Origin of the sequence: Streptomyces bluensis, assembly GCF_014650715.1 — a bacterium.
In the GTDB taxonomy this organism is placed as follows: domain Bacteria; phylum Actinomycetota; class Actinomycetes; order Streptomycetales; family Streptomycetaceae; genus Streptomyces; species Streptomyces bluensis.
The window spans coordinates 409967-433245 of the sequence record NZ_BMVM01000004.1 but is presented as its reverse complement, the minus strand read 5'-3'; the positions used below and the strand labels follow the sequence as shown (position 1 = coordinate 433245).

The 23279-nt window shown below is 70.7% G+C and carries 20 protein-coding genes; 7 read left to right on the top strand and 13 right to left on the bottom strand.

What is annotated here, in order from left to right; genetic code table 11:
- Positions 1 to 36: 36 nt before the first annotated feature.
- Together IE262_RS14635 and IE262_RS14630 are read right to left on the bottom strand one after the other, a co-directional pair.
- The gene (locus tag IE262_RS14635) at positions 37 to 789 is read right to left on the bottom strand and encodes an ArsR/SmtB family transcription factor (RefSeq protein WP_189873970.1); all 753 of its coding nucleotides are present in this window, start codon (positions 787 to 789) and stop codon (positions 37 to 39) included.
- 247 nt (positions 790 to 1036) lie between these two features.
- Positions 1037 to 1678: a TetR/AcrR family transcriptional regulator gene (locus IE262_RS14630; protein ID WP_189873968.1), complete on the bottom strand. Its 642-nt coding sequence runs from the start codon at positions 1676 to 1678 to the stop codon at positions 1037 to 1039.
- Between the two features lie 107 nt (positions 1679 to 1785).
- On the opposite strand from IE262_RS14630, the gene IE262_RS14625 reads away from it, so the two are divergent.
- Both IE262_RS14625 and IE262_RS14620 read left to right on the top strand, forming a co-directional pair.
- Positions 1786 to 2073 (top strand): YiaA/YiaB family inner membrane protein, encoded by a 288-nt coding sequence (locus IE262_RS14625; RefSeq protein WP_134040265.1) that lies wholly within the window; start codon positions 1786 to 1788, stop codon positions 2071 to 2073.
- Between the two features lie 94 nt (positions 2074 to 2167).
- Entirely contained in the window at positions 2168 to 2806 is a 639-nt protein-coding gene (locus IE262_RS14620; RefSeq protein ID WP_134040267.1) for a TetR/AcrR family transcriptional regulator, read from the top strand.
- 120 nt (positions 2807 to 2926) lie between these two features.
- Here the strand turns inward: IE262_RS14620 and IE262_RS14615 are convergent, their stop codons facing one another.
- The gene (locus IE262_RS14615) at positions 2927 to 3388 is read right to left on the bottom strand and encodes a MaoC family dehydratase (RefSeq protein WP_189873966.1); all 462 of its coding nucleotides are present in this window, start codon (positions 3386 to 3388) and stop codon (positions 2927 to 2929) included.
- A 133-nt stretch (positions 3389 to 3521) separates the two neighbouring features.
- Here IE262_RS14615 and soxR point away from each other — a divergent pair, with 133 nt between their 5' ends.
- Complete coding sequence (soxR, locus tag IE262_RS14610) at positions 3522 to 4046, top strand: redox-sensitive transcriptional activator SoxR (protein ID WP_189873964.1); 525 nt, start codon at positions 3522 to 3524, stop codon at positions 4044 to 4046.
- Between the two features lie 287 nt (positions 4047 to 4333).
- Here soxR and IE262_RS14605 read toward each other — a convergent pair whose 3' ends face one another.
- Entirely contained in the window at positions 4334 to 4942 is a 609-nt protein-coding gene (locus IE262_RS14605) for a hypothetical protein (protein WP_134040272.1), read from the bottom strand.
- A gap of 285 nt (positions 4943 to 5227) precedes the next feature.
- Between IE262_RS14605 and IE262_RS14600 the strand changes: the two genes are divergently transcribed.
- Positions 5228 to 8026, top strand: a complete 2799-nt coding sequence (locus tag IE262_RS14600; RefSeq protein ID WP_134040274.1) for a penicillin acylase family protein — start codon at positions 5228 to 5230, stop codon at positions 8024 to 8026.
- Between the two features lie 130 nt (positions 8027 to 8156).
- On the opposite strand, the gene IE262_RS14595 is transcribed toward IE262_RS14600, so the two are convergent.
- The 3 genes from IE262_RS14595 to IE262_RS14585 form a co-directional block, all read right to left on the bottom strand.
- Positions 8157 to 12113, bottom strand: coding sequence for a wHTH domain-containing protein (locus IE262_RS14595; protein WP_229877256.1), 3957 nt, complete (start codon positions 12111 to 12113; stop codon positions 8157 to 8159).
- 114 nt (positions 12114 to 12227) lie between these two features.
- Entirely contained in the window at positions 12228 to 13565 is a 1338-nt protein-coding gene (locus IE262_RS14590; RefSeq protein WP_189873962.1) for a serine-threonine protein kinase, read from the bottom strand.
- A 185-nt stretch (positions 13566 to 13750) separates the two neighbouring features.
- Positions 13751 to 14989: an exo-beta-N-acetylmuramidase NamZ family protein gene (locus tag IE262_RS14585; protein ID WP_189873960.1), complete on the bottom strand. Its 1239-nt coding sequence runs from the start codon at positions 14987 to 14989 to the stop codon at positions 13751 to 13753.
- 164 nt (positions 14990 to 15153) lie between these two features.
- Between IE262_RS14585 and IE262_RS14580 the strand changes: the two genes are divergently transcribed.
- Positions 15154 to 15918, top strand: a complete 765-nt coding sequence (locus IE262_RS14580) for an SDR family oxidoreductase (RefSeq protein WP_189873958.1) — start codon at positions 15154 to 15156, stop codon at positions 15916 to 15918.
- A gap of 117 nt (positions 15919 to 16035) precedes the next feature.
- On the top strand, positions 16036 to 16629 hold the full coding sequence (locus IE262_RS14575) for a TetR/AcrR family transcriptional regulator (RefSeq protein ID WP_189873956.1): 594 nt from the start codon (positions 16036 to 16038) through the stop codon (positions 16627 to 16629).
- A gap of 47 nt (positions 16630 to 16676) precedes the next feature.
- Here IE262_RS14575 and IE262_RS14570 read toward each other — a convergent pair whose 3' ends face one another.
- The 6 genes from IE262_RS14570 to IE262_RS14545 all read right to left on the bottom strand — a co-directional run bounded on the left by IE262_RS14570 (position 16677) and on the right by IE262_RS14545 (position 21349).
- On the bottom strand, positions 16677 to 17891 hold the full coding sequence (locus tag IE262_RS14570; RefSeq protein WP_189873954.1) for an acyl-CoA dehydrogenase family protein: 1215 nt from the start codon (positions 17889 to 17891) through the stop codon (positions 16677 to 16679).
- A 6-nt stretch (positions 17892 to 17897) separates the two neighbouring features.
- Complete coding sequence (locus IE262_RS14565; protein ID WP_189873952.1) at positions 17898 to 18950, bottom strand: phosphotransferase family protein; 1053 nt, start codon at positions 18948 to 18950, stop codon at positions 17898 to 17900.
- Between the two features lie 105 nt (positions 18951 to 19055).
- The gene (locus IE262_RS14560; protein ID WP_189873950.1) at positions 19056 to 19967 is read right to left on the bottom strand and encodes an MBL fold metallo-hydrolase; all 912 of its coding nucleotides are present in this window, start codon (positions 19965 to 19967) and stop codon (positions 19056 to 19058) included.
- 95 nt (positions 19968 to 20062) lie between these two features.
- Positions 20063 to 20371 (bottom strand): DUF202 domain-containing protein, encoded by a 309-nt coding sequence (locus tag IE262_RS14555; RefSeq protein ID WP_134040289.1) that lies wholly within the window; start codon positions 20369 to 20371, stop codon positions 20063 to 20065.
- Complete coding sequence (locus tag IE262_RS14550; protein WP_131563556.1) at positions 20368 to 20760, bottom strand: YidH family protein; 393 nt, start codon at positions 20758 to 20760, stop codon at positions 20368 to 20370. Before IE262_RS14550 ends, IE262_RS14555 begins: the two co-directional genes overlap by 4 nt.
- Before the next feature lie 73 nt (positions 20761 to 20833).
- Positions 20834 to 21349, bottom strand: a complete 516-nt coding sequence (locus IE262_RS14545) for an NUDIX hydrolase (protein ID WP_189873948.1) — start codon at positions 21347 to 21349, stop codon at positions 20834 to 20836.
- 195 nt (positions 21350 to 21544) lie between these two features.
- Between IE262_RS14545 and IE262_RS14540 the strand changes: the two genes are divergently transcribed.
- Positions 21545 to 23200, top strand: a complete 1656-nt coding sequence (locus IE262_RS14540; RefSeq protein ID WP_134040291.1) for an FAD-binding dehydrogenase — start codon at positions 21545 to 21547, stop codon at positions 23198 to 23200.
- Positions 23201 to 23279: the final 79 nt, after the last annotated feature.

Here is a 23279-nt window from a genome sequence, read left to right as displayed (position 1 = left end):
GGGCGGGGTGGCGGTTTGAGCGGCTGGGGGGCGAGGTCAGCGCAGTGACGTCGGTTCGATGCCCAGCAGGTCCGCGAAGGCCCGCTCACCCGACGGCGTGACCTTCACGGCTCTCTCCGATCCGATGCGTACGCACCAGCCGGTGGTCATCGCGTGGCGGCACAGGGCCGCGCCCGCGACGCCCGCGAGGTGGGGGCGGCGTTCGGTCCAGTCGAGGCAGGAGCGGGCGAGGGGGCGGCGGCCGGTGCGGTCGAGGGCGATGCCCGCGGTGGCGAACCACGCCAGGCCGGCGTCCGTGAGGGCGAAGCCGGTGTCCTGACGGAGGAGGCCGTGGTGGGTCAGGGCGTCGGTGACGGCGATGCCGAGGCGGCCGGCGAGGTGGTCGTAGCAGGTGCGGCCGCGGGCCATCGCGGCGTGGGCCGTGGCGGCGCGGAGGGTGCGGGGGCGTTGGGCGGGGGTGAGAGGGCGGGTGTGGGAGGCGAGGTCCTCCACGAGTTGGGCGACGCGGAGGCCGGCCAGCCGGACGTAGCGGTGGCGGCCCTGGCGCTCTTCGGTGAGCAGACCACCGGCGACGAGTTTGCCGAGGTGTTCGCTCGTGGTGGAGGGGGCGACCCCCGCGTGCCGGGCGAGTTCGCCCGCGGTCCAGGCGCGGCCGTCCAGCAGGGCGAGGAGGCACGCGGCGCGCGTCTCGTCGGCGATCAGCCCGGCGAACGCGGCGAGTTCCGCGGCGTCGCCACCGCGGGATCGCGGCGGCCGGTCAGGGTTTCTGCTGGTCATACCCACCAGCATGCGCCACGAACGTTTCGGCGGGCGCCGAAGCGTCGGGGGCGTGGTGGGCGGGGGCCGGGCCGGCTGCTGGTGTGGAGGGCGCGAGTACGGCTGGCGGTAGGGGGGGCGGTGCGGTCGCGGGCTCGGGTGCGCCCGTGCTTCCAAGGGGCGCGGGGCTGTGTCGATGTTCTCCGCCGCGCGGACGCGACCGGCCACCACGAACCCGCAGCCGCCCACCGGCAACAACCCGGCAGACGAAACCGACCGCTCACACCCCGGGACGGACCCGCTCGAACTGGGCCGTGAGGCCGTCCAGCAGCGCCCTCAGCCCCGTTGCGAAGGCGCGCTCGTCGATCTTCTCCTGCTGGTCGGCCAGCAGATGGGCCTGCCCGAGGTGGGGATACGCGGCAGGGTCGTACGCCGCCTCGTCGTCGACGAAGCCGCCGGCGAAGGAGCCGAGGGCGGAGCCCATGACGAAGTACCGCATGAGGGCGCCGATGGACGTGGCCTGGGCCGGCGGCCAGCCGGCTTTCACCATCGCGCCGAACACGGCGTCGGCGAGACGGAGGCCGGCCGGGCGTCGGCCGGGGCCACGGGCGAGGACCGGGACGATGTTCGGGTGCTCGCGCAGGGCGGCCCGGTAGGAGACGGCCCAGTCGTGCAGCGCGGTGCGCCAGTCGCGCCCGTCCTCGAACATCGACAGGTCGACCTGCGCGCACACCGAGTCCGCCACGGCTTCGAGGATCTGGTCCTTCGTGCGGAAGTGGTGGTAGAGGGACGGGCCGCTCACGCCCAGTTCGGCGGCGAGGCGGCGGGTGGACACCGCCGCCAGACCCTCCTCGTCCACCAGCGTCCGCGCCGTGGCGACGATCCGGTCGGCGCTCAGGAGAGGCTTGCGCGGTCGTGCCATGGCGCACATGGTAGGCCGGGCAACCGAACCAGCAGGAGCGGCCTTCTGAGTACGGCCTGAGTATGCCGGCGGATGTGGCGCGGGCCACGTCCGCCGATGCTGTCCCCATGAGTGAGACACCGGTCAAGCAGCAGTCCACCGCCGCCTACTTCGGTCAGGCCGTCGCGTCGTTCGCCGTCGCCATGGTGGCCACCGCCATCGGCATCTTCAACCTGGAGGCGGACGCCTGGGTGCGCGCCTTCCTGGGGATCGCCGTCCTGTACCTGGTGACCTCGGCCTTCACCCTGGCCAAGGTGGTTCGGGACAAGCAGGAGGCCGGGCAGATCGTCAGCCGCGTCGATCAGGCCAGGCTGGAGAAGCTGCTCGCCGAGCACGACCCCCTCGCAAAGCTCTGACCCCGGTGCGTACGGCCCTGAACGGGCGCTCTAAGCGGGCGCTCACCTTCGGAGGTATGGTGTGGAACCTGCCATGGGAAGGGGCGAGCGAGCGATGAGTACGGCGGAGGAGACGGCCGGCGGCGAGGTGCCGCCATGGGGTGAGGTCACCCCGGACGCGGCCCGGCGGCTGCTCGTCGCCGCGGTGGAGGCCTTCGCCGAGCGCGGGTACCACGCGACGACGACCCGTGACATCGCGGGCCGCGCGGGCATGAGCCCGGCCGCGCTCTACATCCACTACAAGACCAAGGAAGAGCTGCTCCACCGGATCAGCCGCATCGGGCACGAGAAGGCGCTCGATGTGCTGCGCACGGCCGCCGAGAGCGAGGGCGGCCCGGCCGAGCGGCTCGCCGAGGCCGTACGGTCCTTCGTGCGGTGGCACGCCGGGCAGCACACCGTCGCGCGGGTCGTGCAGTACGAGCTGGACGCCCTCGGCCCGGAGGCGCGCGCCGAGATCGTGGCCCTGCGACGGCAGAACGACGCGGCCGTGCGCGGCATCATCGAGGACGGCGTCGCGGCGGGCGACTTCGACGTCCCCGACGTCAAGGGCACCACCGTCGCCGTGCTCTCCCTGTGCATCGACGTGGCCCGCTGGTTCAACGTGAACGGCCCGAGAACACCCGACGAGGTCGGCGCGCTGTACGCCGACCTCGTGCTGCGGATGGTGGGGGCGAAGAGCCGGCCGCCCGCCTGAGAGCGGCAGTCGTCACCGGCCACAGCACAACTAGGCCCTGTCGTCAAACTCCCGCCTGGCCCGGGGCGGCTGGTGCGTGGCCCGCCCTCCGGGCGGACGACGGGAGTTTGACGACAGGACCTAGAAGTAGTACCGCGACACCGACTCCGCCACGCACACCGGCTTGTCCCCGCCCTCGCGCTCCACGGAGACGGCGGCCGTGACCTGGACGCCACCGCCCGCCTCGGTGACCTCCTTCAGGACCGCCGTGGCGCGCAGCCGCGAACCCACGGGTACGGGCGCGGGGAAGCGCACCTTGTTCGTGCCGTAGTTGACGCCCATCGTGATGTTGTCGACCTTCATCACCTGCGGTACGAGGAGCGGCAGCAGCGACAGGGTGAGGTAGCCGTGCGCGATGGTCGTCCCGAAGGGACCCGCCGCGGCCTTCTCCGGGTCCACATGGATCCACTGGTGGTCGCCCGTGGCTTCCGCGAACAGGTCGATCCGCTTCTGGTCGATCTCCAGCCAGTCGCTGTACCCCAGCTGTTCGCCCACCGCCGCCTTGAGCTCGTCGGCGGACGTGAACGTCCTCGGCTCTGCCATGGTCCGGCCTCCCGCATCCCGTGTGCCTGCGCCGCTCGTTTCGACAACAACCCTAAGCAACTGCTTAGCATGGTCGGGTGCCGGGGCGCCTGTCAACGGACCGGCCGAGTGACGGGTGGGTAGGCTCTGAAGGGTGCCCCAGATCCCCGAGAAGATCCACGAGTTGACCGTCGGCCAACTGTCGGCCCGCAGCGGTGCCGCCGTATCCGCCCTGCACTTCTACGAGTCCAAGGGGCTGATCAGCAGCCGCCGCACCACCGGCAACCAGCGCCGCTACAGCCGTGACGCGCTGCGCCGGGTGGCCTTCGTCCGGGCCGCGCAGCGCGTCGGCATCCCGCTCGCCACGATCCGCGACGCCCTCGCCGAACTGCCCGAGGAGCGCACCCCCACCCGCGAGGACTGGGCGCACCTCTCCGAGGCCTGGCGGTCCGAACTGGACGAACGCATCAAGCAGCTCAACCGGCTGCGCGACCACCTCACCGACTGCATCGGCTGCGGCTGTCTGTCCCTGGACAGCTGTGTGCTGTCCAATCCCGACGACGTCTTCGGCGAGCGGCAGAGCGGCTCCCGGCTCATGGTCGAACGCAAGGCCGCCGGCGTGGGGCAGCGGGCGAAGCGGGCGCCCGAGCAGGAGGAAGAGCCCGGAACCTGCTGCTGAGCAGCCCCGGGGACTCGTGCGGCCGGAGTGCCGGCGAGCGTCGTCGTCAGCTCACTGAAGTGGGATGCCGCGCAGTCGGAGCACGTTCCACGCGGACGTCGCGACTCCGTGACTGGTGATCACCGTGCGTTCATCGCACGGGGGTGCGGCATCCCCAGCACACCCCCGCCGCGCACGGCTTCATCGCGTCGCCTCCGGGTGCAGCAAGCCGACGTCGAGAACCCGACCGTGCTCAGCCCTTCGGGCCTCCGCGCGCTCGCTCTCTCCACACCGGCGCGCCCTTCGGCTCAGGCTGATACGAGCAGCCGTGCCCGTGCGCGCCTGGCGTTCGCCAGGGCCTCGCGTGTCAGCACGGGGCGCGGCACCACGATGCCGCACTCCATGCAGACCGGTCCCGATGACGGTTCATGGGCCAGGTCGTACTTCCAGGTGAGGTGCTCGCCCTCGCACACCGGGCAGACCGAGCCCGGTTCACGCTCCAGCGCGGCGATCAGCCGACGCAGCACCTCGGCCAGTGGTTCATCCGGGTGGACATAGGGATCGTCGCACCATGCCACGCCGAATCCACCCCAGGTCAGCCGGTGCCAGTCGTCCACACTGCCCGGCCTGCGCAGCCCGTCGTGCTTCTCCTTCTTGCGGCGCTGCGCGAACTCTTCCTCGTAGGTGAGCCAGACGGAGCGGGCCTCCTCCAACTCGTCCAGTGCGGCCACGAGCCGCGCTGGATCCGGGGAGCGGTCCTCGGGGCCGAACCCGGCCCGTGAGCACAAATGGTCCCAGGTCGCCCGATGCCCGTACGGGGCGAACCTCTCAAGGCACTTGCGCAGCGAATAACGCCGCAGTGCCAAATCGCAGCTCGGGTCGCGTACCTGTCTCGCCAGACTCCTGAAGCCTGCCATCGCCCTGCACCTCCGTCACACCTGCACCTGTACTTCGGTCACTTCGGCGTCGTTGTTCGGACGTCGCCGAATAGACGTATCGACACGCGATTCGGCTCCATCCGATTTCGAATGGCCCCCCATAAGCCATCCGTCGAGCAGTTCACGGCCCGCCTCCCCGTGCCGTCGGCCCGTGCCGGGGTGCCGGCGGCCGTGGTGACGAGTGAAAAGTTGACGCATGTTCATCTTCAAACTCTGGGCTACCGGCGGTAACCTCTGGCCCCACCCCCGTCAGGAGGAGGTGCCATGCCCTGGCGCATCCCACGCATCACGCTCGACAGAGTGAGAACTCCCGGCAGGTTCACGGAGTTCCTCAAGGGCGCATCCGTATGCATCCTCATCGCCGGTCTTCTGTCGCCGCTTTCGCAGGCGGCAGCCGCGGAGACGGCCCCCGCCGACACGGCGGCGGCCGCCAACGACTACTGCGGAGGCCAGTGTTCCGACATCCTTCCGCCCGGCCAGAACGGCAACGCCACCCTCGCCCAGATCCTCCTCAACCAGGCCTTCGGCACCCAGCCCGAGAACGCCGACAACCAGCTCGGGCCGTACGCCAACCTGGCCACCGGCTACTCCTCGTTGACGAACGACAAGATCAACACCTTCTTCAACGACGCCTCGTTCGGTGTCCCCTCCGACCAGGTGGCCTCCACCCTCAAGCCCGCCGGCCGCACGGACGTGACGATCGTCCGCGACAAGAAGACGGGTGTGCCGCACATCACCGGTACCACTCGATACGGCACCGAGTTCGGAGCGGGCTATGCCGCCGCCCAGGACCGGCTGTGGCTGATGGACGTCTTCCGCCACGTGGGCCGCGGCCAGCTGACCCCGTTCGCGGGCGGCGACCCCTCCAACCAGGGCCTGGAGCAGCAGTTCTGGCGCAGCGCCCCCTACACCGAGGCGGATCTTCAGGCCCAGATCGACAACGCCGCCGCGACGAACGGCGAACGCGGCAAGCTGGCCCTCGCCGACGCGAACGCCTACATCGACGGCATCAACGCGTACATCGCCGCCTCCGACAGCGGCCGTTACTTCCCCGGCGAGTACGTCCTGACCGGCCACAAGGACTCCGTCACCAACGCCGGGACCATCGAGAAGTTCAAGCTCACCGACCTGGTCGCGCTGGCCTCCGTGATCGGCGCCCTCTTCGGCTCCGGAGGCGGCGGCGAGGTCAACAACGCGATCTCCCTGCTCGCCGCGCAGGAGAAGTACGGCGTGGCCGAGGGCACCAAGGTCTGGGAGTCCTTCCGCGAGCGCAACGACCCCGAGGCCGTGCTCACCGTCCACGACGGCAGCTTCCCGTACGCGACGAAGCCCGACGCCCCGCAGGGCACCGCCCTGCCCGACGCCGGCTCGGTGACCGAGGAACCGCTCGTCTACGACCGCACCGGCAGCGCGGCCACCCCCACCGCCACCCGCACCTCGGCCACGGCCGCCGCGAACGCCCTCACCTCGGCCAAGCGTGGCATGTCCAACGCCCTCGTCGTGAGCGGCAAGCACACCGCGAGCGGAAACCCCATCGCCGTCTTCGGACCCCAGACCGGCTACTTCGCCCCCCAACTGCTCCTGCTGCAGGAGATCCAGGGCCCCGGCATCAGCGCACGCGGCGCGTCCTTCGCGGGGCTGAGCATGTACGTCGAGCTCGGCCGCGGCCAGGACTACTCCTGGAGCGCCACGACCTCCGGCCAGGACATCATCGACACGTACGCGGTCGAGCTGTGCCAGGACGACCACCACTACCTCTACCGCGGCACCTGCACGGCCATGGACAAGGTCGAGAAGACCAACGCCTGGAAGCCGACCACGGCCGACGACACCCCGGCGGGCTCCTACCGCATGCAGGTCTGGCGCACCAAGTACGGCCCGGTCACGCACCGCGCGACGGTCGGCGGCAAGAAGGTCGCGTACACCACCCTGCGCTCCTCCTACCTGCACGAGGCCGACTCGATCATCGGCTTCCAGATGCTGAACGACCCCGACTACGTCAAGGGCCCGGCGGACTTCCAGAAGGCCACGCAGCACATCAACTACACCTTCAACTGGTTCTACGCCGACTCCCGGCACACCGCGTACTACAACAGCGGAGACAACCCGGTGCGTGCGAGCGGGGTCGACGCGGAGTTCCCGGTGTGGGCGGGGGCCGCCTACGAGTGGCGGGGCTGGGACCCGGCGACGAACACCGCCGACTACACGCCCCCTTCCGCCCACCCCAACTCCGTCGACCAGGACTACTACATCTCCTGGAACAACAAGCAGGCCAAGGACTACACCACGGCCCCCTGGGGCAACGGCTCCGTGCACCGCGGCAACCTGCTGGACGACCGGGTGAGGAAACTGGTGGCGGCGGGCGGCGTGACCCGGGCCCAGCTCGTGAAGGCGATGGCCGGCGCGGGCCTCGCCGACCTGCGGGCCGAGGACGTGCTGCCGAAGCTGCTGAGGGTCGTCAACAGCTCCGCCGTCACGGACTCCACGGTCGCGGCGGCGGTCAGCAAGCTACAGACATGGGTGACGGCGGGTGCCCAGCGCACGGAGACCTCGGCCGGGTCGAAGACGTACGCCAACGCCGAGGCGATCCGCGTCCTGGACGCCTGGTGGCCGCTGCTGGTGAAGGCCGGGTTCGAACCGGGCCTCGGCAGCGACCTGTACGCCGCCATGAACGACAACCTGCCCATCGACGAGTCCCCCTCGGCCGCGCACGGGCCCACCGGCTCGCACGCGGGCAGCTCCTTCCAGTACGGCTGGTGGAGCTATGTCGACAAGGACATCCGGGCCGTACTCGGTGAGTCGGTACAGGGGGGCCTGGCCAGGAAGTACTGCGGCGGCGGCACCCTCAGCGGCTGCCGGGACGTCCTGATCAGCACCCTGAAGGAGGCGGCGGGCAAGACCGCGGCCCAGGTCTACCCGGGCGACGCCAACTGCTCGGCCGGCGACCAGTGGTGCGCCGACTCGATCATCCAGCGCCCGCTCGGCGGCATCAACCACGGGAAGATCAGCTGGCAGAACCGGCCGACCTTCCAGCAGGTGGTGGAGTTCACCTCCCACCGGTAGGGCCGACTGCACGGACCCGCGAGTGGCATGGACACTCGCGGGTCTTGAGCCCGGCGAAGACCTCCGACGCGGCGGAGCTGTCCAGAACCGCACGCATGGCAGTCTTCGTGTCCCCGGACAGCGTACCTAGCTAGCGGCCTGCGGGGCGCGGTATGTGTGCCAGGGCCCTTCTGATCGTCTCGGTGGGGTCGGGGACCGGGATGCCGAGGTGTTGCAGCAGCGAGGCGATGGTCGTGATGCTGGTGCGCTTCCGCAGTGCGGTCTCGATCAGGTACTGAAGGGGGAAATGCCCGACTTCCGGGACTTCTCCCTCGTCCAGCTCGTGCGCACGCATGAGTCTGAGGGCCTCGCTGAACGAGAGACCCTTCGGGAGGCTGCTGTGAGACGTGGGGATGTTGCAGGCGTGCAGTCGCCTCACGACAGAGGCCGGACTCGCGCCCACTTCATGTGCGATCAGGAGTACGAAACTGAGCGGCACGACGTCGCCCACGTCGGTGAGCCACCAGTTGCCGGGCCCGTCCTCGTGGAAGATCTCACGGTCCAGTCCGGTCGGACGACGCGGAACCTCCATGGGGACGTCGAAGCCGTAGGCGCGTAGCCTGCCGAGCTTGTACCGCACTCCCTCCAGGTCCTCTGCCTGGCTGAAGATGTTGCCGTAGGTGAGGGGGGCCTGCCGGGTGAGGAACCCACCGTAGAGCTCGTCGTACAGCAGCCAGATGTCGTCCGGCGCCGCGTCGGCGGGGAACGGCTCGTGGCGTGCGAAGCCGAGGGCGTCGAATGCCGCCAGCACCTCTGACAGCCCCAGCCCGAGCTGCTCCACCAGGCTCAGCACATGGCCCGGCGGCGGCGCCTGGGTCATGTCCAGCCAGGGGGGCTGCCCGTTCGCGCCGGCGCTCAGCAGGAGGAGGGTCTCTTCCGACGGGCGCTCCGGCAGCCGACCGGCGTCGGTTCGCAGACCGTGTGCCGCAAGCATGCGGCACACCTCGGATACGGGGACGTCGAGCCTGACGCTCGCGTGCGCGATGTGCCCCAGGGGGACCACGGCATCGGGGGCGAGACAGCCGCCCGTCCTGGCCTCCGGGTTGAGTCGGAGCAGGTCGTCCTTCTCGGCCGCCTCGCACATGGCCGCGATGTCGTCCGCCACGTCAAGCCCGAAGCCCCGCAGGAACTCGACCGTTGCGGTGACGCCCTTCCTCGAACGTTCTGCCGCCAGCATGAGGTCGGCGGAGGTCACGGGACCGGTCCTGGTGAGCGAATGGCCGTACCTTCGCTGGAGCGCCTCACCGTTGGCCGTGGAGAGCTGGGCGTCGTCCGACCAGTACCGAGGATCGTTGTCGGGGAATCCCAGGTCGGCCAGACGCTGGGCCACCTCGCGTCCGGTCCACTGCAGTGTGTCGGCCGCGTGCGCCATGTCCCTCAGGGACAGCGGATGGCTGCGCCACGAAGGGCTCCCACTGGTTTGGAGAAGCCACTGGTCGGACGGCGTCGGCCTGCGCAGAGGCCGGGGGTCCTCGATCTCCGGACACAGGTCGGCCAGCTTCCGCAGCACCGCGCGTGGGCGACGGGCCAGAATCCTCCAGAGATAGATGTGGTCCGGTGCGTATCCGTACGGACGGCCCAAGGAACCGGCGTAACTGCGGCTCTCGCCATAGCGGTTGGTCGGGACCAGGGAGAGGTCGGCCGGGAAGACCCCGTGCTGTGCGTCGCCGAAGACCATCCCCTGGGACGTCAGCTCGCTGCCGTTCGAGGAGAACGCCGAGGTGAGCAGGTCGCCCAGTACCGCACTGCCGCCGGTCACGTCGGAGAGCCATTCGAAGTTCGCCAGGTGAGCATCCCCCTGCGTGAGGACGCAGGTGGCCGCCGTCAACAACTCCAGAACCGTCGAGGCCACGTCGTCGACGACGTTTCTGCGGTCCACCGACAGCCGGACCGGGGACGCCTCGCCATGGAGGTTGACCACGGCCCCTGTCAGCCCGGAGCCACTCGATGAGAACACGCCCTTGCGGACCGTCGGCTCCACGAGCAGACCGTCCACCAGGAGGGCGCCACCGCGTTCGCACCAGACGACCTGCGGGTTATCGGAATCGGGCGGCCAGGACACGTGGTGTCCGTGTGCGTTGAGCCTGAAGCCCTTCGAGTAGCCCGGATCCTTCCTCGCCCTGAGCCGCCCCGCCTCCCAGACACTCGTCAGCTCGCCGCACCGGGCGGTCGTGGGAAACTCGGCGATGGCGAGCAGGCGTTCCAGCACCTCGACGCTCGACCAGGAATCAGGATCGACGTCGGCCCGCAGATGGAGCCGTACGCGAGTCCCTGGCTCACTGCCACGCGCCGTAGTCCTCACGATCCTGAAGAGGTGCCCCGGACCGCAGATGGACACCTCGAAAACCGGCCCCGGAACACCGTCCGACCCCATACGGCACGTGGTCACACGGATCTCGTCGGCCAGCATGAAGTAGCTCAGCACACCGATACCGAAGCGACTGTTCGGATACAACGTCACCGGCGGGTCCAGAGTCTCCCACTGGGCACGCTCCAGCTTGAACTCCAACTGCTCCGCGAAGCGAGCCCCCGCATGGGAGAACACACCCCGCAGTTCGGCCTCCCCCATGCCGATGCCGTCGTCCTGGCACTCCAGATAGGCCCGCCCGCTGTCGTCGGTGCCCTGCACGAACGAGATCCGGCCGGTGTACTCCGAGGACGTGACTCCCGTACGGCGCAGGTACTCGCTGCGCGCCCGGCGGTAGCGGCAGGCGTCGAGCGCGTTCTGGTACAGCTCCCGGACGGCCAGATCCCGGTCCTTGTAGAGCTCGATGCCCATCGCCAGATCGAGGACCCGACGCCCGTCGCTCCGAAATCTGGCATAACCGTCGAAGGCGCCGTCGGCCGGAGTCACATCATGGGCAGAGAGACGGGTCGGGAGGGGCGGCACGGGCTGGGTGATCCGTTCCCTCACCGTGCGCCGCACGGTGTGCAGGAGCTCGTCGGCGCGGGCCGTGTACTCCCGCAGCCCTTCGAGGACGGCTTCGTGAGGGCACTCCACGCGCAGCACCGGCAGGTCGTGCGAGCCTCCCCACTCCGCGTCGGCCAGCGTGCGACGCAGCTCCTCCAGGTTTACGGGGTGAGGGATGGCGAGATGTTCGGCGACGATGTCGGGCAGTGCCGTCATGTCGATGGCCATGCTGAAGGCGAGGGCCACGATCAGGGCCACACGTTGAAAGCGGACCTGCTGGTGACCGGGGCCGGAGCGCACCCGGTAGTCGGAGGGCAGCAGGTCGAGGAACTCCTGATGGCAGACGTCGGGTCCGCGTCGGAGCCCGTGCAGCAGAGCGGTCAGTCTGCCGGCGTCGAGTGCTCCGCCGAGCTCTTCCGAGGACGGGCCGAGGTCCGCCAGCAGGCCACTGACGGAATCGCTCCGTGTGAACTCCTGGTGCTGGGCCACCCAGCGGTGGAAGAGCCACCAACCGACCGACGACTCCGCCTCGTCGTCCCGGAGCGCACGCTGGACGAGGCCGTCGTCCCCCTCGGTGAAGAGTTCGAAGGACTTCCGGCCGGGCCCGGCACCTGCCTGGGTACGCAGAGTCCAGGGACGTATCTCGGCGAGCTCCACCACGCGCCGCAGGTAATGGACCCGGTGGAGAAAGGGGAACAGGACGAAGAGCGACGCCTCGGCGGGGTAGAGGTCGAGCTCCCTGGCCTGCCCCTGCGCCTGCGTCTGGACCGGCTCGCCGAGCAGCCACTCGACGTTGTCCAAGAACCGGGTCGCGATCCCGGAGTCGCACCACGGGTCTCCGGCCGACAGCCGCTCCAGGTCGTCTCGCATGCGGGCCAGTCCCGCCACGACGGCGGCGGAATGGCGCCGGTGGTGGCTGCTGTCCCGGCCATCCGGTATGTGCTGCCAGATACAGGAGTCGGTGACCCGGCGCACCCATGCGTCCAGTTCCGACGGCGCGTCGGACTCCGACCGCTCGGCCCCCGTGGACGGAGCGGTCGCATGGAAGTGGATGTCCCGGATCGTTTGGGCCTGGACAAGAGGTCCCCCCACGACCGCGTCGCCGCTCACGACGTTGCGGCTGCCGCCCTCAGTCAACCTGCCGCTCCCTTCTGGCGCTCCGAAAGAATCTAGACGAGCGCCGTCGGGTCGTGACCCGTTTGCCCTCATCGGGCAGCGCGGAGGGCAGCGGCTCCTACCGCGTGCTCCGCGTCACCGCACGCGGCCCGCCGCCAGCACCACCCGCGCCAGCTCCTCGTGGCAGATGTCGCTGTGGGCGCCCGACGGCGGTCCGCCGCGTTTCACCACCGCTGCCGCGTCGATGTTGACGCAGCCGGACGCGGGCAGTTGGGCCCTGAGCGCCTCGGACAGCGTGAACGAGCGGGTGCCCTTGACGGCCTGCACGCCGTCGTAGCCCAGCGCGCCCCACTTGGTGCCGAGGACACTGCCGATGCCGAACCCCGTGATCGAGCGGGAGTCGCCCGCCATACGGGAGGCCAGCGGGTAGAACGTGCCGAGCGCCGAGTCGTGACGGGAGTGGCAGCACACCAGCGGGCCGTCGACGCGCTTGTGCTGACCGTGCAGGACCCCGCTCGCCCGGTCGTCGTGCGGCAGCCGGGCCGCGAACGCGTAGTGCGAGAAGGCGCCCTGGAGCAACGTCACCGACTTCACCGTGTGCACGCCCTCGGGCAGCCCGCGCAGCGCGAACGACACCAGGCGTGCCCCGAAACTGTGCCCCACGAGGTGCACCCGCACGTCCGGCGCCGTCCGCGCGAGTTCCCCGAGGGCGCGCCCCAGGCCGCGCTCACCGACCGTGCCCGCACGCCGCTTCATCGCGAAGTAGGTGGCCTGGCGGAGCAGTTCCTTGCCGCCGTCCCACAACCGCGGTCGCGCGGCCACGGCTCCGGCACCGGCAGCCCCGCCCTCCACCTGCGCCAGCGCCGCCGCGAACTCCCCGCACACCGCCCCCGTGTCCCCGAACAGCATCTCGGGATCGCTCTGCGGCACCCCCTCGGACAGGGTGTCCGCCGCGAACGCGGCCTGCGGGCCCCGCGGCCGCATCTCCACCAGCAGCCGTACCAGCCGCCCGAACTCCTCCAGCGAGGCGGCCTCCTCCGGCTGTTGGTCCAGCAGCCGCGCCAGCTGATCCACGACCGTCGCCCGCCCCGGGAAGACCTCCAGGAGTGCGTGCCGCGTGCCCTTGTCGAGTACCGGGCGCGCGGTCGCCGGAACGCCGGACACACCGTCGGCCACCGATCGCGGCAGATCGGGGATGGGCTCGTCCGAGAACCGCATCGAGGGCCACAGCACGCCCACGTATCCGAGACGCGCCCGTGGCGCCAGCGTGGGGAACGGCGCGAAGAAGCGGCTGTAGAGCCGGTTCGCGCCCGAGCGGTCGTTGTTCCAGCCGTGCGCGAAGACGACCAGGTCCCGCACCCCGCGCTGCCCGGCCTCGGCCAGGAGCCGGTCCCGTTGCGGGCCGTCGACGTCACCGTCCGCGTCGAAGGTCAGCTCCCAGTAGGGAGTCACGCCGATCTCCGGATCCGCCATGCCGAGCCCCCTTCGGCCCCCGTCGGTCCTGCGCTGTGCGCGCATCGTCCCGCTGGTGACGGCGGTTGGCCATACGTCCCGCACGTCCCGGGCGTACCCGAATTGATGTGCTGCGGCGGGGCACCGCACCGGCGCCCGGATCACCGATGACAGCGATGACAGCGATGACAGCGATGTCAGCGGTGTCAGCGGTACAGGAGGTACTCCCGGCGCACCCTCCGGAACGCGGCCAGCTCGTCCTGCCAGCCCGCCACGACCTCGTCCGTGTCCGCCCCCGCGTCGATCATCGTGCGTACCCGTGCGGAGCCGGTCAGCTTGTCGATCCAGTTGTCGGACCGCCAGGCGAAGCCGCTCCAGACCTGCTTCGCGGTCACGAGGAGCGCGACGCCCGTGCGGACGGGGTCGTAGGCGGCCCGGTCGTGTACGTGGATCTGCACGCCTCCCACGGTCTTCCCCTGGAACTTCGAGAACGTCGGCGTGAAGTACGCCTCCCTGAAGTGCACGCCCGGCAGTTCCAGCTCCCCCGCCTTCTCCGCCCAGCGCCGGTCGATCCCCTCCGCACCGAGCAGTTCGAAGGGCCGGGTGCTGCCCCGCCCCTCCGACAGGTTCGTCCCCTCGAACAGGCACGTCCCCGCGTACACGAGGGCGGTGTCGGGTGTCGGCATGTTGGGGCTCGGCGGCACCCAGGGGAGCCCGGAGGCGTCGTAGAACTCCGAGCGCCTCCACCCCGACATGGGGACGGTGTCCAGCGCCGCCGGGGTGGTCAGGAACTCCTCGTTGAACAGCCGCGCCAGCTCCGCCACCGTCATCCCGTGGGCCTGCGAGATCGGCTGCCGGCCGACGAACGTCGCGAACTCCCGGTGCAGCACCGGCCCTTGGGCGGAGCGCCCGGTGACGGGGTTCGGCCGGTCGAGGACCACGATCCGCTTGCCCGCGAGCTGGGCCGCCTCCATGCAGTCGTACAGCGTCCAGATGTACGTGTAGAAGCGCGCGCCCACGTCCTGGATGTCGAACACGAGCGTGTCGACGCCGGAGGCCGTGAAGATGTCGGCGAGCGGCCGGCCGCTCTTCTGGTACGTGTCGTAGACGGGCAGCCCGGTCGCCGGGTCGTCGTAGCGGCCCTCCGAGCCGCCCGCCTGCGCCGTGCCCCGGAACCCGTGCTCGGGACCGAAGACGGCGACCAGGTTCACCCGGTCGTCGGCGTGCATCACGTCGACGATGTGCCGTACATCGCGAGTGACGCCGGTCGGGTTGGTGACGACGCCGACGCGCTCGCCCTGGAGCAGCGCGTACCCGTCGGCCGCGAGTCGTTCGAAGCCGGTCTGCCTCCGGCGGCCGGCCGCGGAGGCCTGGGATGCCGGAGGGAGCGAGACGGCCGCCGTGGCCGTGGTCGCTGCGAGCAGGGTCCGTCTGGACAGGTGCATGAGGTGACCTCCGTGCGTGCGGACGGCTGGCATGGACACGCTACGTGCTTCGCTCCACCCCTTCCAGGGATGAAGTCACCCTTCCGACGTCACATACCGACCGGTTAGTCTGACCGTCGAAGCGGGCGCGGAGGCAGAGCTGTTCCGTCACGTCGAAGGAGCCGATGGTGGGAGCCGTGCAGGGTGCGGGAGTCGTGGTCACCGGAGCGGGAGGCGGCATCGGTGCCGCGCTGGCCCGCCGTTTCGCGGCCGAGGGGGCGCGGGTCGTGGTGAACGACCTGGACGCCGACAAGGCGAAGGCCGTGGCCGACGAGATCGGCGGAACGGCGGTGCCGGGCGACGCGTCCGCGGTCGTCGCCGAGGCCCGGAACGCGCTCGGTGGCACGGTCGACGTCTACTGCGCCAACGCGGGCGTCGGCTCCGGCGGCACGGAGGCGGCCGACGAGAAGGTCTGGGCGCTCGCCTGGGACGTCAACGTCATGGCCCACGTCCGCGCGGCGCACCAACTGCTCCCCGCCTGGCTGGAGCGCGGCAGCGGCCGGTTCGTCTCCACCGTCTCGGCCGCCGGACTGCTCACCATGATCGGCGCCGCGCCCTACAGCGTCACCAAGCACGGCGCGTACGCCTTCGCCGAGTGGCTGTCACTGACCTATCGGCACCGTGGCCTGAAGGTCCACGCGATCTGCCCGCAGGGCGTGCGCACCGACATGCTGACCGCGACCGGCCGCCTGGGCGAACTCGTGCTCGCGCCGACCGCGATCGACCCGGAGGACGTGGCGGAAGCGCTGCTCAAGGGCATCGAGGAGGATCGCTTCCTGATCCTGCCGCACCCGGAGGCCGCCGAGTACTACCAGGCGCGGGCCACCGACCCGGAACGCTGGCTGGCGAACATGAACCGTGTCCAGCAGAAGTGGGAGGCTACGCCCTGACAGCCCTGCCCGACTGGCTGAAACCGGAGGGTGGGAAGATCCTCCGTCGGGAACGGAGTACCCCGTCCGGTCGGTGACGACAAGCGGACGAAAATCATGGAAGGCAGGTGGCGGCAAGTGCCCAGGACGACGGACGGAGACGGCACGCCCGTCCCGCAGCGGCTGCTGGCCGCCGCCACCCGGCTCTTCGCCGAGCGGGGCTACGACCGTACGTCGGTGCAGGAGATCGTGGAGGCGGCAGGCGTCACCAAGGGCGCCCTCTACCACTACTTCGGCTCCAAGGACGACCTGTTGCACGAGGTGTACGCACGTGTGCTGCGCGTACAGCAGGAGCGCCTCGACGCCTTCGCGGGCGCCGACAAGCCGGTCGAGCAACGCCTCCGGGCCGCCGCGGCGGACGTCGTCGTCACGACGATCGAGAACCTCGACGACGCGATGATCTTCTTCCGCTCGATGCACCACCTCAGCCCGGAGAAGAACAAGCAGGTGCGTGCCGAGCGCCGTCGCTACCACGAACGCTTCCGCGCGCTGATCGAGGAGGGGCAGGAGTCGGGCGTCTTCTCCACGGCGACCCCGGCGGACCTGGTGGTGGACTACCACTTCGGTTCCGTGCACCACCTGTCGACCTGGTACCGCCCGGACGGCCCGATGAGCCCCCAGGAGGTCGCGGACCACTTGGCGGACCTGCTGCTGAGGGCGCTGCGGCCGTAGGGGCGCCGAGGGCGCGACAAACCCCGGGCCGTCCGAGGGGGCAGGGTTCACGCGTACCGCTTCAACTCCCGCCGCGCCAGCGACCGCTGATGCACCTCGTCGGGACCGTCGGCGATCATCAGCGTACGCGCGCCGGCGTACAGCTCGGCCAGGGGAAGGTCCTGGCTGACGCCACCCGCGCCGTGCAGCTGGATCGCCCGGTCGATGATGTCGACGACCGCGCGAGGTGTGGCGATCTTGATGGCCTGGATCTCCGTGTGGGCGCCCTTGTTGCCGACCGTGTCCATGAGCCACGCGGTCTTCAGCACCAGCAGCCGCAGCTGCTCGACCGTCACCCGCGCGTCCGCGATCCAGTTGTGCACCACTCCCTGCTGGGCCAGCGCCTTGCCGAAGGCCGTACGGGACACGGCCCGTCGGCACATCAGCTCGATCGCCCGCTCCGCCATGCCGATCAGCCGCATGCAGTGGTGGATGCGACCGGGGCCGAGCCGGGCCTGGGCGATGGCGAAGCCGCCGCCCTCCTCGCCGATCAGGCCGGACACCGGCACCCGCGCACCGTCGAAGGTCACCTCCGCGTGCCCGCCGTGGTAGTGGTCCCCGTAGCCGAACACCCGCATCGCGCGTTTCACCGTGACGCCGGGGGTGTCGCGCGGGACCAGCACCATGGACTGCTGACGGCGGATGTCGGCCCCGTCCGGGTCCGTCTTGCCCATCACGATGAAGATCCGGCAGTCCGGGTTCATCGCCCCGGAGATGTACCACTTGCGGCCGGTGATGACGTACTCGTCGCCCTCGCGCTCGATCCGCGTGGTGATGTTCGTGGCGTCGGACGAGGCCACCTCCGGCTCGGTCATCGCGAACGCCGAGCGGATCTCACCGGCCAGCAGAGGCTCCAGCCACTGCTTCTTCTGCCGCTCGTCGCCGAACTGGGCGAGCACTTCCATGTTGCCCGTGTCGGGCGCCGCGCAGTTCAGCGCCGTGGGCGCCAACTGCGGGGAGCGGCCGGTGATCTCGGCGAGCGGAGCGTACTGGAGGTTCGTCAGCCCGGCGCCGTACTCCGCGTCCGGCAGGAACAGGTTCCACAGGCCCCGCCTGCGGGCCTCGGCCTTCAGCTCGTCGACCACGGCCGGGGTGTCCCACGGTGAGGCGAGCCGCGCACGCTGCTCGTCGGCGACCGTCTCGGACGGGTACACGTGGTCGTCCATGAAGGCGAGGAGCCTCTGCCGCAGCTCCTCCGTACGGGCGTCGTATGCGAAGTCCATGGCGGATCAGCCCTTCCGGGAGCCGTCTTGAAGCGTGGTCAGCGTCGTCAGGCCGTGCTCGATGAAGACCGGAACGAGTTCGCCGATGCGGTCGAAGCCGGCGCCCACCGTCTGGCCGAGGGTGTACCGGTAGTGGATGCCCTCCAGGATCACGGCGAGTTTGAACCACGCGAACGCCGTGTACCAGGAGACCGCGGACACGTCGCGCCCCGAGCGCGCGGCGTACCGTTCGACGATCTCGGCCGGGTCCGGGTGACCGGGGGCCGTGGCCGTCGTGGAGACGGGGGAGTCCGGCAGCCCGAGCGGCACGCTGTACATCACCAGCAGCCCCAGGTCCGTCAGCGGGTCGCCGAGTGTGGACATCTCCCAGTCGAGGATCGCCGTGATCCTTTCCCCCGCGCCCAGCAGTACGTTGTCGAGCCGGTAGTCCCCGTGGACGACCGTGGGCGCGGGGGAGTGCGGGAGCTCGCGGCCGAGCGCCGCGTGCAACTCGTCGATCCCGGCCAGGTCGCGGTTGCGGGAGGCGTCCAGCTGTTTGCCCCAGCGCCGCAGCTGCCGGTCCAGGAAGCCCTCGGGGCGCCCGAAGTCGGCGAGGCCCACCTCGGTCGGGTCCACCGCGTGCAGCCCGACCAGCGTGTCGACCAGGCCCAGCACGGCGTCCCGGGTGCGCTCCGGGCCGAGCGGGGCCAGCTGTTCGGCGGTGCGGTAGGGCGTGCCCTCCACGAAGTCCATGACGTAGAAGGGGGCGCCGAGCAGCTCCTCGTCCTCGCACAGCAGTACGGGACGGGGTACGGGTACGTCCGTCGGGTACAGCGCGCTGATGACCCGGTACTCGCGCTTCATGTCGTGCGCGGTCGCCAGCACATGGCCCAGCGGAGGGCGTCGTACCACCCACTTCGCCGTGCCGTCCGTGACCTCGTACGTGAGGTTGGACCGCCCGCCCTCGATCAGCCGGCCGGTGAGCGGGCCGTTCACCAGACCGGGCCGCTCGGCATCGAGCAGGCCGCGCAGACCGCGCAGCCGGTCGGGATCGAGACCGGGCGGGTGGACAGGGCGCATCGTCGCTCCTACGGGCCGGTGAACGGGACTGCACTCATGGTGCCGACCGGTCGGTATGTCGTCCAGTGGGTGGGGGGAAAGTGATCGGTTTCTCCCCACCGGGGCTCACGCGTGGCAGGTCATCATCTCGCCGCCGTTGACCGCCGCCATGTCCCTGAAACCGATGAGCGGGTCCAGGCCCTCGCCCTCGGGGTGTCCGTCCAGCTCGGCGTAGGCGCGGTGCAGGTTCGCCACCAGCCGCTCGCTCTCGGGCAGCTCGGCGTACTCCCCGAGGTCGGTCTGCCGGGCCGCCTCCAGCGGGGTGAGCCCGGCCGCGTGGGCCTTCTCGGCGACATCGGCCACGAACCGGATGTACCGCTCGGCCCGGTCGAACGCCGACGGGTCGGTGACCGGACCGTGCCCGGGTACGACGGTCTCGGCGCCCAGACCGCGCAGCAGCTCCAGCGCCCGCAGCGAACCGCTGAGCGAACCCATCAGGAAGAACGGTGTCCCGCCCTCGAAGACCAGGTCCCCGGTGAACACGATCCGGCGGTGCGGCAACCAGACGAAGGAGTCGCCCACGGTGTGCGAGACGCCCGGGTGGATCACCTCGGCCTCGATGTCGCCCACGTGCAGCGTCATACGGTCCGTGAACGTCAGGTCCGCGCCCTTGATCGGGGCGTGCCCGAAGTCCGTCTGCGGCCACAGCAGATGCAGGTGCTGGCCGCTGGCCAGGGCCTCGCGGCGACAGGCGGCGTGTGAGACGAGCGTGGCCGTCGGCATGAAGTGCCCGTTGCCGTAGGTGTGGTCCCCATGGTGGTGGGTGTTGAGCAGGAGCCGCGGCGCCGGGACGCCCGTGGCGTCGAGGGCGGCGGAGAGCGCCAGGGTGCGCCGCTCGGTGGCCGCGGTGTCCACGAGCAGGGTGCTCGTTCCGTCGCTGACGAAGCCGGAGTTGTTCAGGCACCACCCGCCGTCCGGTTGCACATACGCGTGCACGTCCTCGGCCAACTCGACGGTGTACGGCTCGCCTGCGGTCATGGGACCCCCTTGGGATCGTCGCCAACTGGTGCTCAGAGCCTGCCAGTCGGCGGCGATCCGCAGAAATCCGGGGCACGGTGCGCGGTGGGGGCGCGTCACACCACCAGGGCCGCCGCGCACACGGCGAGGGCGACCGTGCACAGGGTCGCGGCCGTGGCGTGCCGGGCGGTGATCACCGGCGGACGAGGCGTGGCCAGGGCGCGGATGCGCAGGTGGGCGAGGGCCAGGAAGCCCAGCCAGAGGGCCCCGCACAGCGCGCAGACCAGCAGGCCCACCGTGGACGGCCCGCCGCGCAGCGCGCTCCGCCCGGCGAGCACGGCGGCGACCGTGCCCGCCAGGGTCGTACGGCGCCACGCCAGCCGCGTACGCTCCGGCTGGAGCCCGGGGTCCCGCTCCTCGCTCATCCCTCCCACCTCAGGAGCACCACGACGACCATGGCGATCGCGACCACGGCCACGGCCAGGCTGAGCAGCGCCGGGAACCGTGACACGGGCAGGTCCTCGCCGCGACGCATCGCCCGCTCGCAGCGCACCCAGTGGTTGACGGCCCGCAGCGAACACAGCACACCGGCCCCGAGCAGTGCGAGCGCGAGGCCCACCCGCCACCCCCACGGCAGGTCCGGCAGGAACTGGTCCACCGCGAAACCCCCGCCGATCAGGGCGAGCGCGGTGCGCAGCCAGGCCAGGAAGGTCCGCTCGTTCGCCAGCGAGAACCGGTAGTCGGGCGTCCCGCCCTCCTCCCGGACCTCCTGTGGCGCGAACCACAACCGGACGTTCCGCATGAATTCGCTCACGTTCAGGACCCTACCCGGCGCTGTTCCGGGCCTCCGGGGCGAGGGGGAGAGGAGATGCGGGGGAGGAGAGACGTCAGCCCAGGGACCGGTACGCCTTGAAGCGTTCGTACGCGGCCAGGCCGTCCGGGACCCACTCCCACTCGGTCAGCCGGTGCTCCACCTCGTCCTCCGTCAGGAAGTCGTACCAGGCGACCTCCTCGGCCTGCGGGTTCACCGGGAGGTCGCAGCGGACCTCGTAGACGGCGGACCACCAGCTCTGGCCGACGCCGTTGTCGTACAGGAACTTGAAGAGGTACGTGGGCCGCGGCAGACCGGAGACGCCGAGTTCCTCCTCGGCCTCGCGGAGCGCGGCGTCGTCGTAGGACTCGCCCGCGCCCACCACCCCGCCGACCCACATGTCGTACAGGGAGGGGAAGACCAGCTTGGTCGGGGTGCGGCGGTGGACGAAGACGCGGCCCTCGGCGTCGCGTACGTGGATGAAGGCACAGCGGTGGCGCAGACCTCGCGCGTACGCCTCACCCCGGGGCGACTGCCCGATGACCCGGTCGTTCTCGTCCACGATGTCGAGGATCTCGTCAGCGGCGCTCATGGGCCCATCCAAGCAGGAGACCGGAGCGACCCGGCCACGGGCTGTCCGCGGGAACGGACGCCACCCGGCAGTTGACTCACCCCGTCTTCTGCCGAAGGATCTGATGCCAGGTGCTGACCGGTCGGTAACAACGGCTCGGTGTGGCTCCCGACCTTCCTTGGCCTGTTGCCGACACGTTCTTGAGAGGACGGCCCCATGGCGTACGACGCTGATGTGATCGTGATCGGGGCGGGCCTCGCCGGCCTCGCGGCGACCGCGGAGCTCGTCGACGCCGGCCGTACGGTGATCCTCCTCGACCAGGAGCCCGAGCAGTCGATGGGCGGGCAGGCCTTCTGGTCCTTCGGCGGGCTCTTCTTCGTGAACTCGCCCGAGCAGCGCCGGCTGCTGATCAAGGACAGTCACGCGCTCGCCCTCCAGGACTGGATGGGCACGGCCGCCTTCGACCGTCCCGAGGACGCGTGGCCGCGCAAGTGGGCCGAGGCGTACGTCGACTTCGCCGCCGGCGAGAAGCGCGCCTGGCTGTACCGGCAGGGCGTGCGTTTCTTCCCGGTGGTCGGCTGGGCCGAGCGCGGCGGCTATGACGCGCGCGGGCACGGCAACTCCGTGCCCCGCTTCCACATCACCTGGGGGACCGGGCCGGGGCTCGTCGAGCCGTTCGAGCGGCGGGTGCGGGCCGGGGCGGCCCGTGGGCTGGTCCAGCTGAAGTTCCGGCACCGCGTCACCGGGCTGTCCCGCAGCGCGGGCGCCGTCGACACCGTCACCGGCGAGATCCTGGAGCCCTCCGGCATCCGGCGCGGCCAGGCCAGCAGCCGCACGGTCACCGGCGCCTTCGAGCTCAGGGCCCAGGCGGTGATCGTCACCTCGGGCGGCATCGGCGGCAACCACGACCTCGTCAGAGCCAACTGGCCCGAGCGGCTCGGCAGTCCGCCGGAGAGGATGGTCTCCGGCGTGCCCGCGCACGTCGACGGCAGGATGCTCGGCATCGCCGAGGAGGCGGGCGCGCACCTCATCAACCGCGACCGCATGTGGCACTACACCGAGGGCATCCAGAACTGGAACCCCATCTGGGACAACCACGGCATCCGCATCCTGCCCGGCCCCTCCTCGCTGTGGCTGGACGCACGCGGCAAGCGGCTGCCCGTGCCGCTGTTCCCCGGCTTCGACACCCTCGGGACGCTGGAGCACATCATGAGGACCGGGTACGACCACACGTGGTTCGTGCTCGACCAGAAGATCATCGGCAAGGAGTTCGCGCTCTCCGGCTCGGAGCAGAACCCCGACCTGACCGGCAAGTCCGTCAAGGACGTCATCGGGCGGGCCCGCGCGGACGTGCCGGGCCCGGTCAGGGCCTTCATGGACAACGGCGTCGACTTCGTCGTCGAGAAGGACCTGGGCTCCCTCGTCCGCGGCATGAACGCGCTCACCAAGGAGCCTCTGATCGACGAGGCCGAGCTGCGCCGCGAGATCGTCGCCCGGGACCGTGAGATCGTCAACCCGTTCACCAAGGACCTCCAGGTCATGGCCATCCGCGGCGCCCGCAACTACCTCGGCGACAGGCTCATCCGCACCGCCGCCCCGCACCGCATCCTCGACCCCAAGGCGGGCCCGCTGATCGCCGTCCGCCTCAACATCCTCACTCGTAAGACGCTCGGCGGCCTGGAGACGGACCTGTCCTCGCGTGTGCTGACCGAGGGCGGCGACCCGCTGGACGGCGTGTACGCGGCGGGCGAGGCCGCGGGCTTCGGCGGCGGCGGCGTGCACGGCTACCGGTCGCTGGAGGGCACGTTCCTGGGCGGGTGCCTGTTCTCCGGGCGCACGGCGGGCCGCGCGGCCGCGAAGGCGGTGGGCTGAGCCGCACGGGGCTCCGAGCCCCGACGGAGATACCTGACGGATGTATTACGGGCGCCCGCCGCCACTGGCCTCATCGGGG

What these genes read in the sequence shown, in the direction of transcription:
- IE262_RS14635 (WP_189873970.1), bottom strand. Translation starts at nt 789, where the DNA reads ATGCTGGTGGGTATGACCAGCAGAAACCCTGACCGGCCGCCGCGATCC.
- IE262_RS14630 (WP_189873968.1), bottom strand. Translation starts at nt 1,678, where the DNA reads ATGGCACGACCGCGCAAGCCTCTCCTGAGCGCCGACCGGATCGTCGCC.
- IE262_RS14625 (WP_134040265.1), top strand. Translation starts at nt 1,786, where the DNA reads ATGAGTGAGACACCGGTCAAGCAGCAGTCCACCGCCGCCTACTTCGGT.
- IE262_RS14620 (WP_134040267.1), top strand. Translation starts at nt 2,168, where the DNA reads ATGAGTACGGCGGAGGAGACGGCCGGCGGCGAGGTGCCGCCATGGGGT.
- IE262_RS14615 (WP_189873966.1), bottom strand. Translation starts at nt 3,388, where the DNA reads ATGGCAGAGCCGAGGACGTTCACGTCCGCCGACGAGCTCAAGGCGGCG.
- IE262_RS14605 (WP_134040272.1), bottom strand. Translation starts at nt 4,942, where the DNA reads ATGGCAGGCTTCAGGAGTCTGGCGAGACAGGTACGCGACCCGAGCTGC.
- IE262_RS14600 (WP_134040274.1), top strand. Translation starts at nt 5,228, where the DNA reads ATGCCCTGGCGCATCCCACGCATCACGCTCGACAGAGTGAGAACTCCC.
- IE262_RS14590 (WP_189873962.1), bottom strand. Translation starts at nt 13,565, where the DNA reads ATGGCGGATCCGGAGATCGGCGTGACTCCCTACTGGGAGCTGACCTTC.
- IE262_RS14585 (WP_189873960.1), bottom strand. Translation starts at nt 14,989, where the DNA reads ATGCACCTGTCCAGACGGACCCTGCTCGCAGCGACCACGGCCACGGCG.
- IE262_RS14580 (WP_189873958.1), top strand. Translation starts at nt 15,154, where the DNA reads ATGGTGGGAGCCGTGCAGGGTGCGGGAGTCGTGGTCACCGGAGCGGGA.
- IE262_RS14570 (WP_189873954.1), bottom strand. Translation starts at nt 17,891, where the DNA reads ATGGACTTCGCATACGACGCCCGTACGGAGGAGCTGCGGCAGAGGCTC.
- IE262_RS14565 (WP_189873952.1), bottom strand. Translation starts at nt 18,950, where the DNA reads ATGCGCCCTGTCCACCCGCCCGGTCTCGATCCCGACCGGCTGCGCGGT.
- IE262_RS14560 (WP_189873950.1), bottom strand. Translation starts at nt 19,967, where the DNA reads ATGACCGCAGGCGAGCCGTACACCGTCGAGTTGGCCGAGGACGTGCAC.
- IE262_RS14555 (WP_134040289.1), bottom strand. Translation starts at nt 20,371, where the DNA reads ATGAGCGAGGAGCGGGACCCCGGGCTCCAGCCGGAGCGTACGCGGCTG.
- IE262_RS14545 (WP_189873948.1), bottom strand. Translation starts at nt 21,349, where the DNA reads ATGAGCGCCGCTGACGAGATCCTCGACATCGTGGACGAGAACGACCGG.
- IE262_RS14540 (WP_134040291.1), top strand. Translation starts at nt 21,545, where the DNA reads ATGGCGTACGACGCTGATGTGATCGTGATCGGGGCGGGCCTCGCCGGC.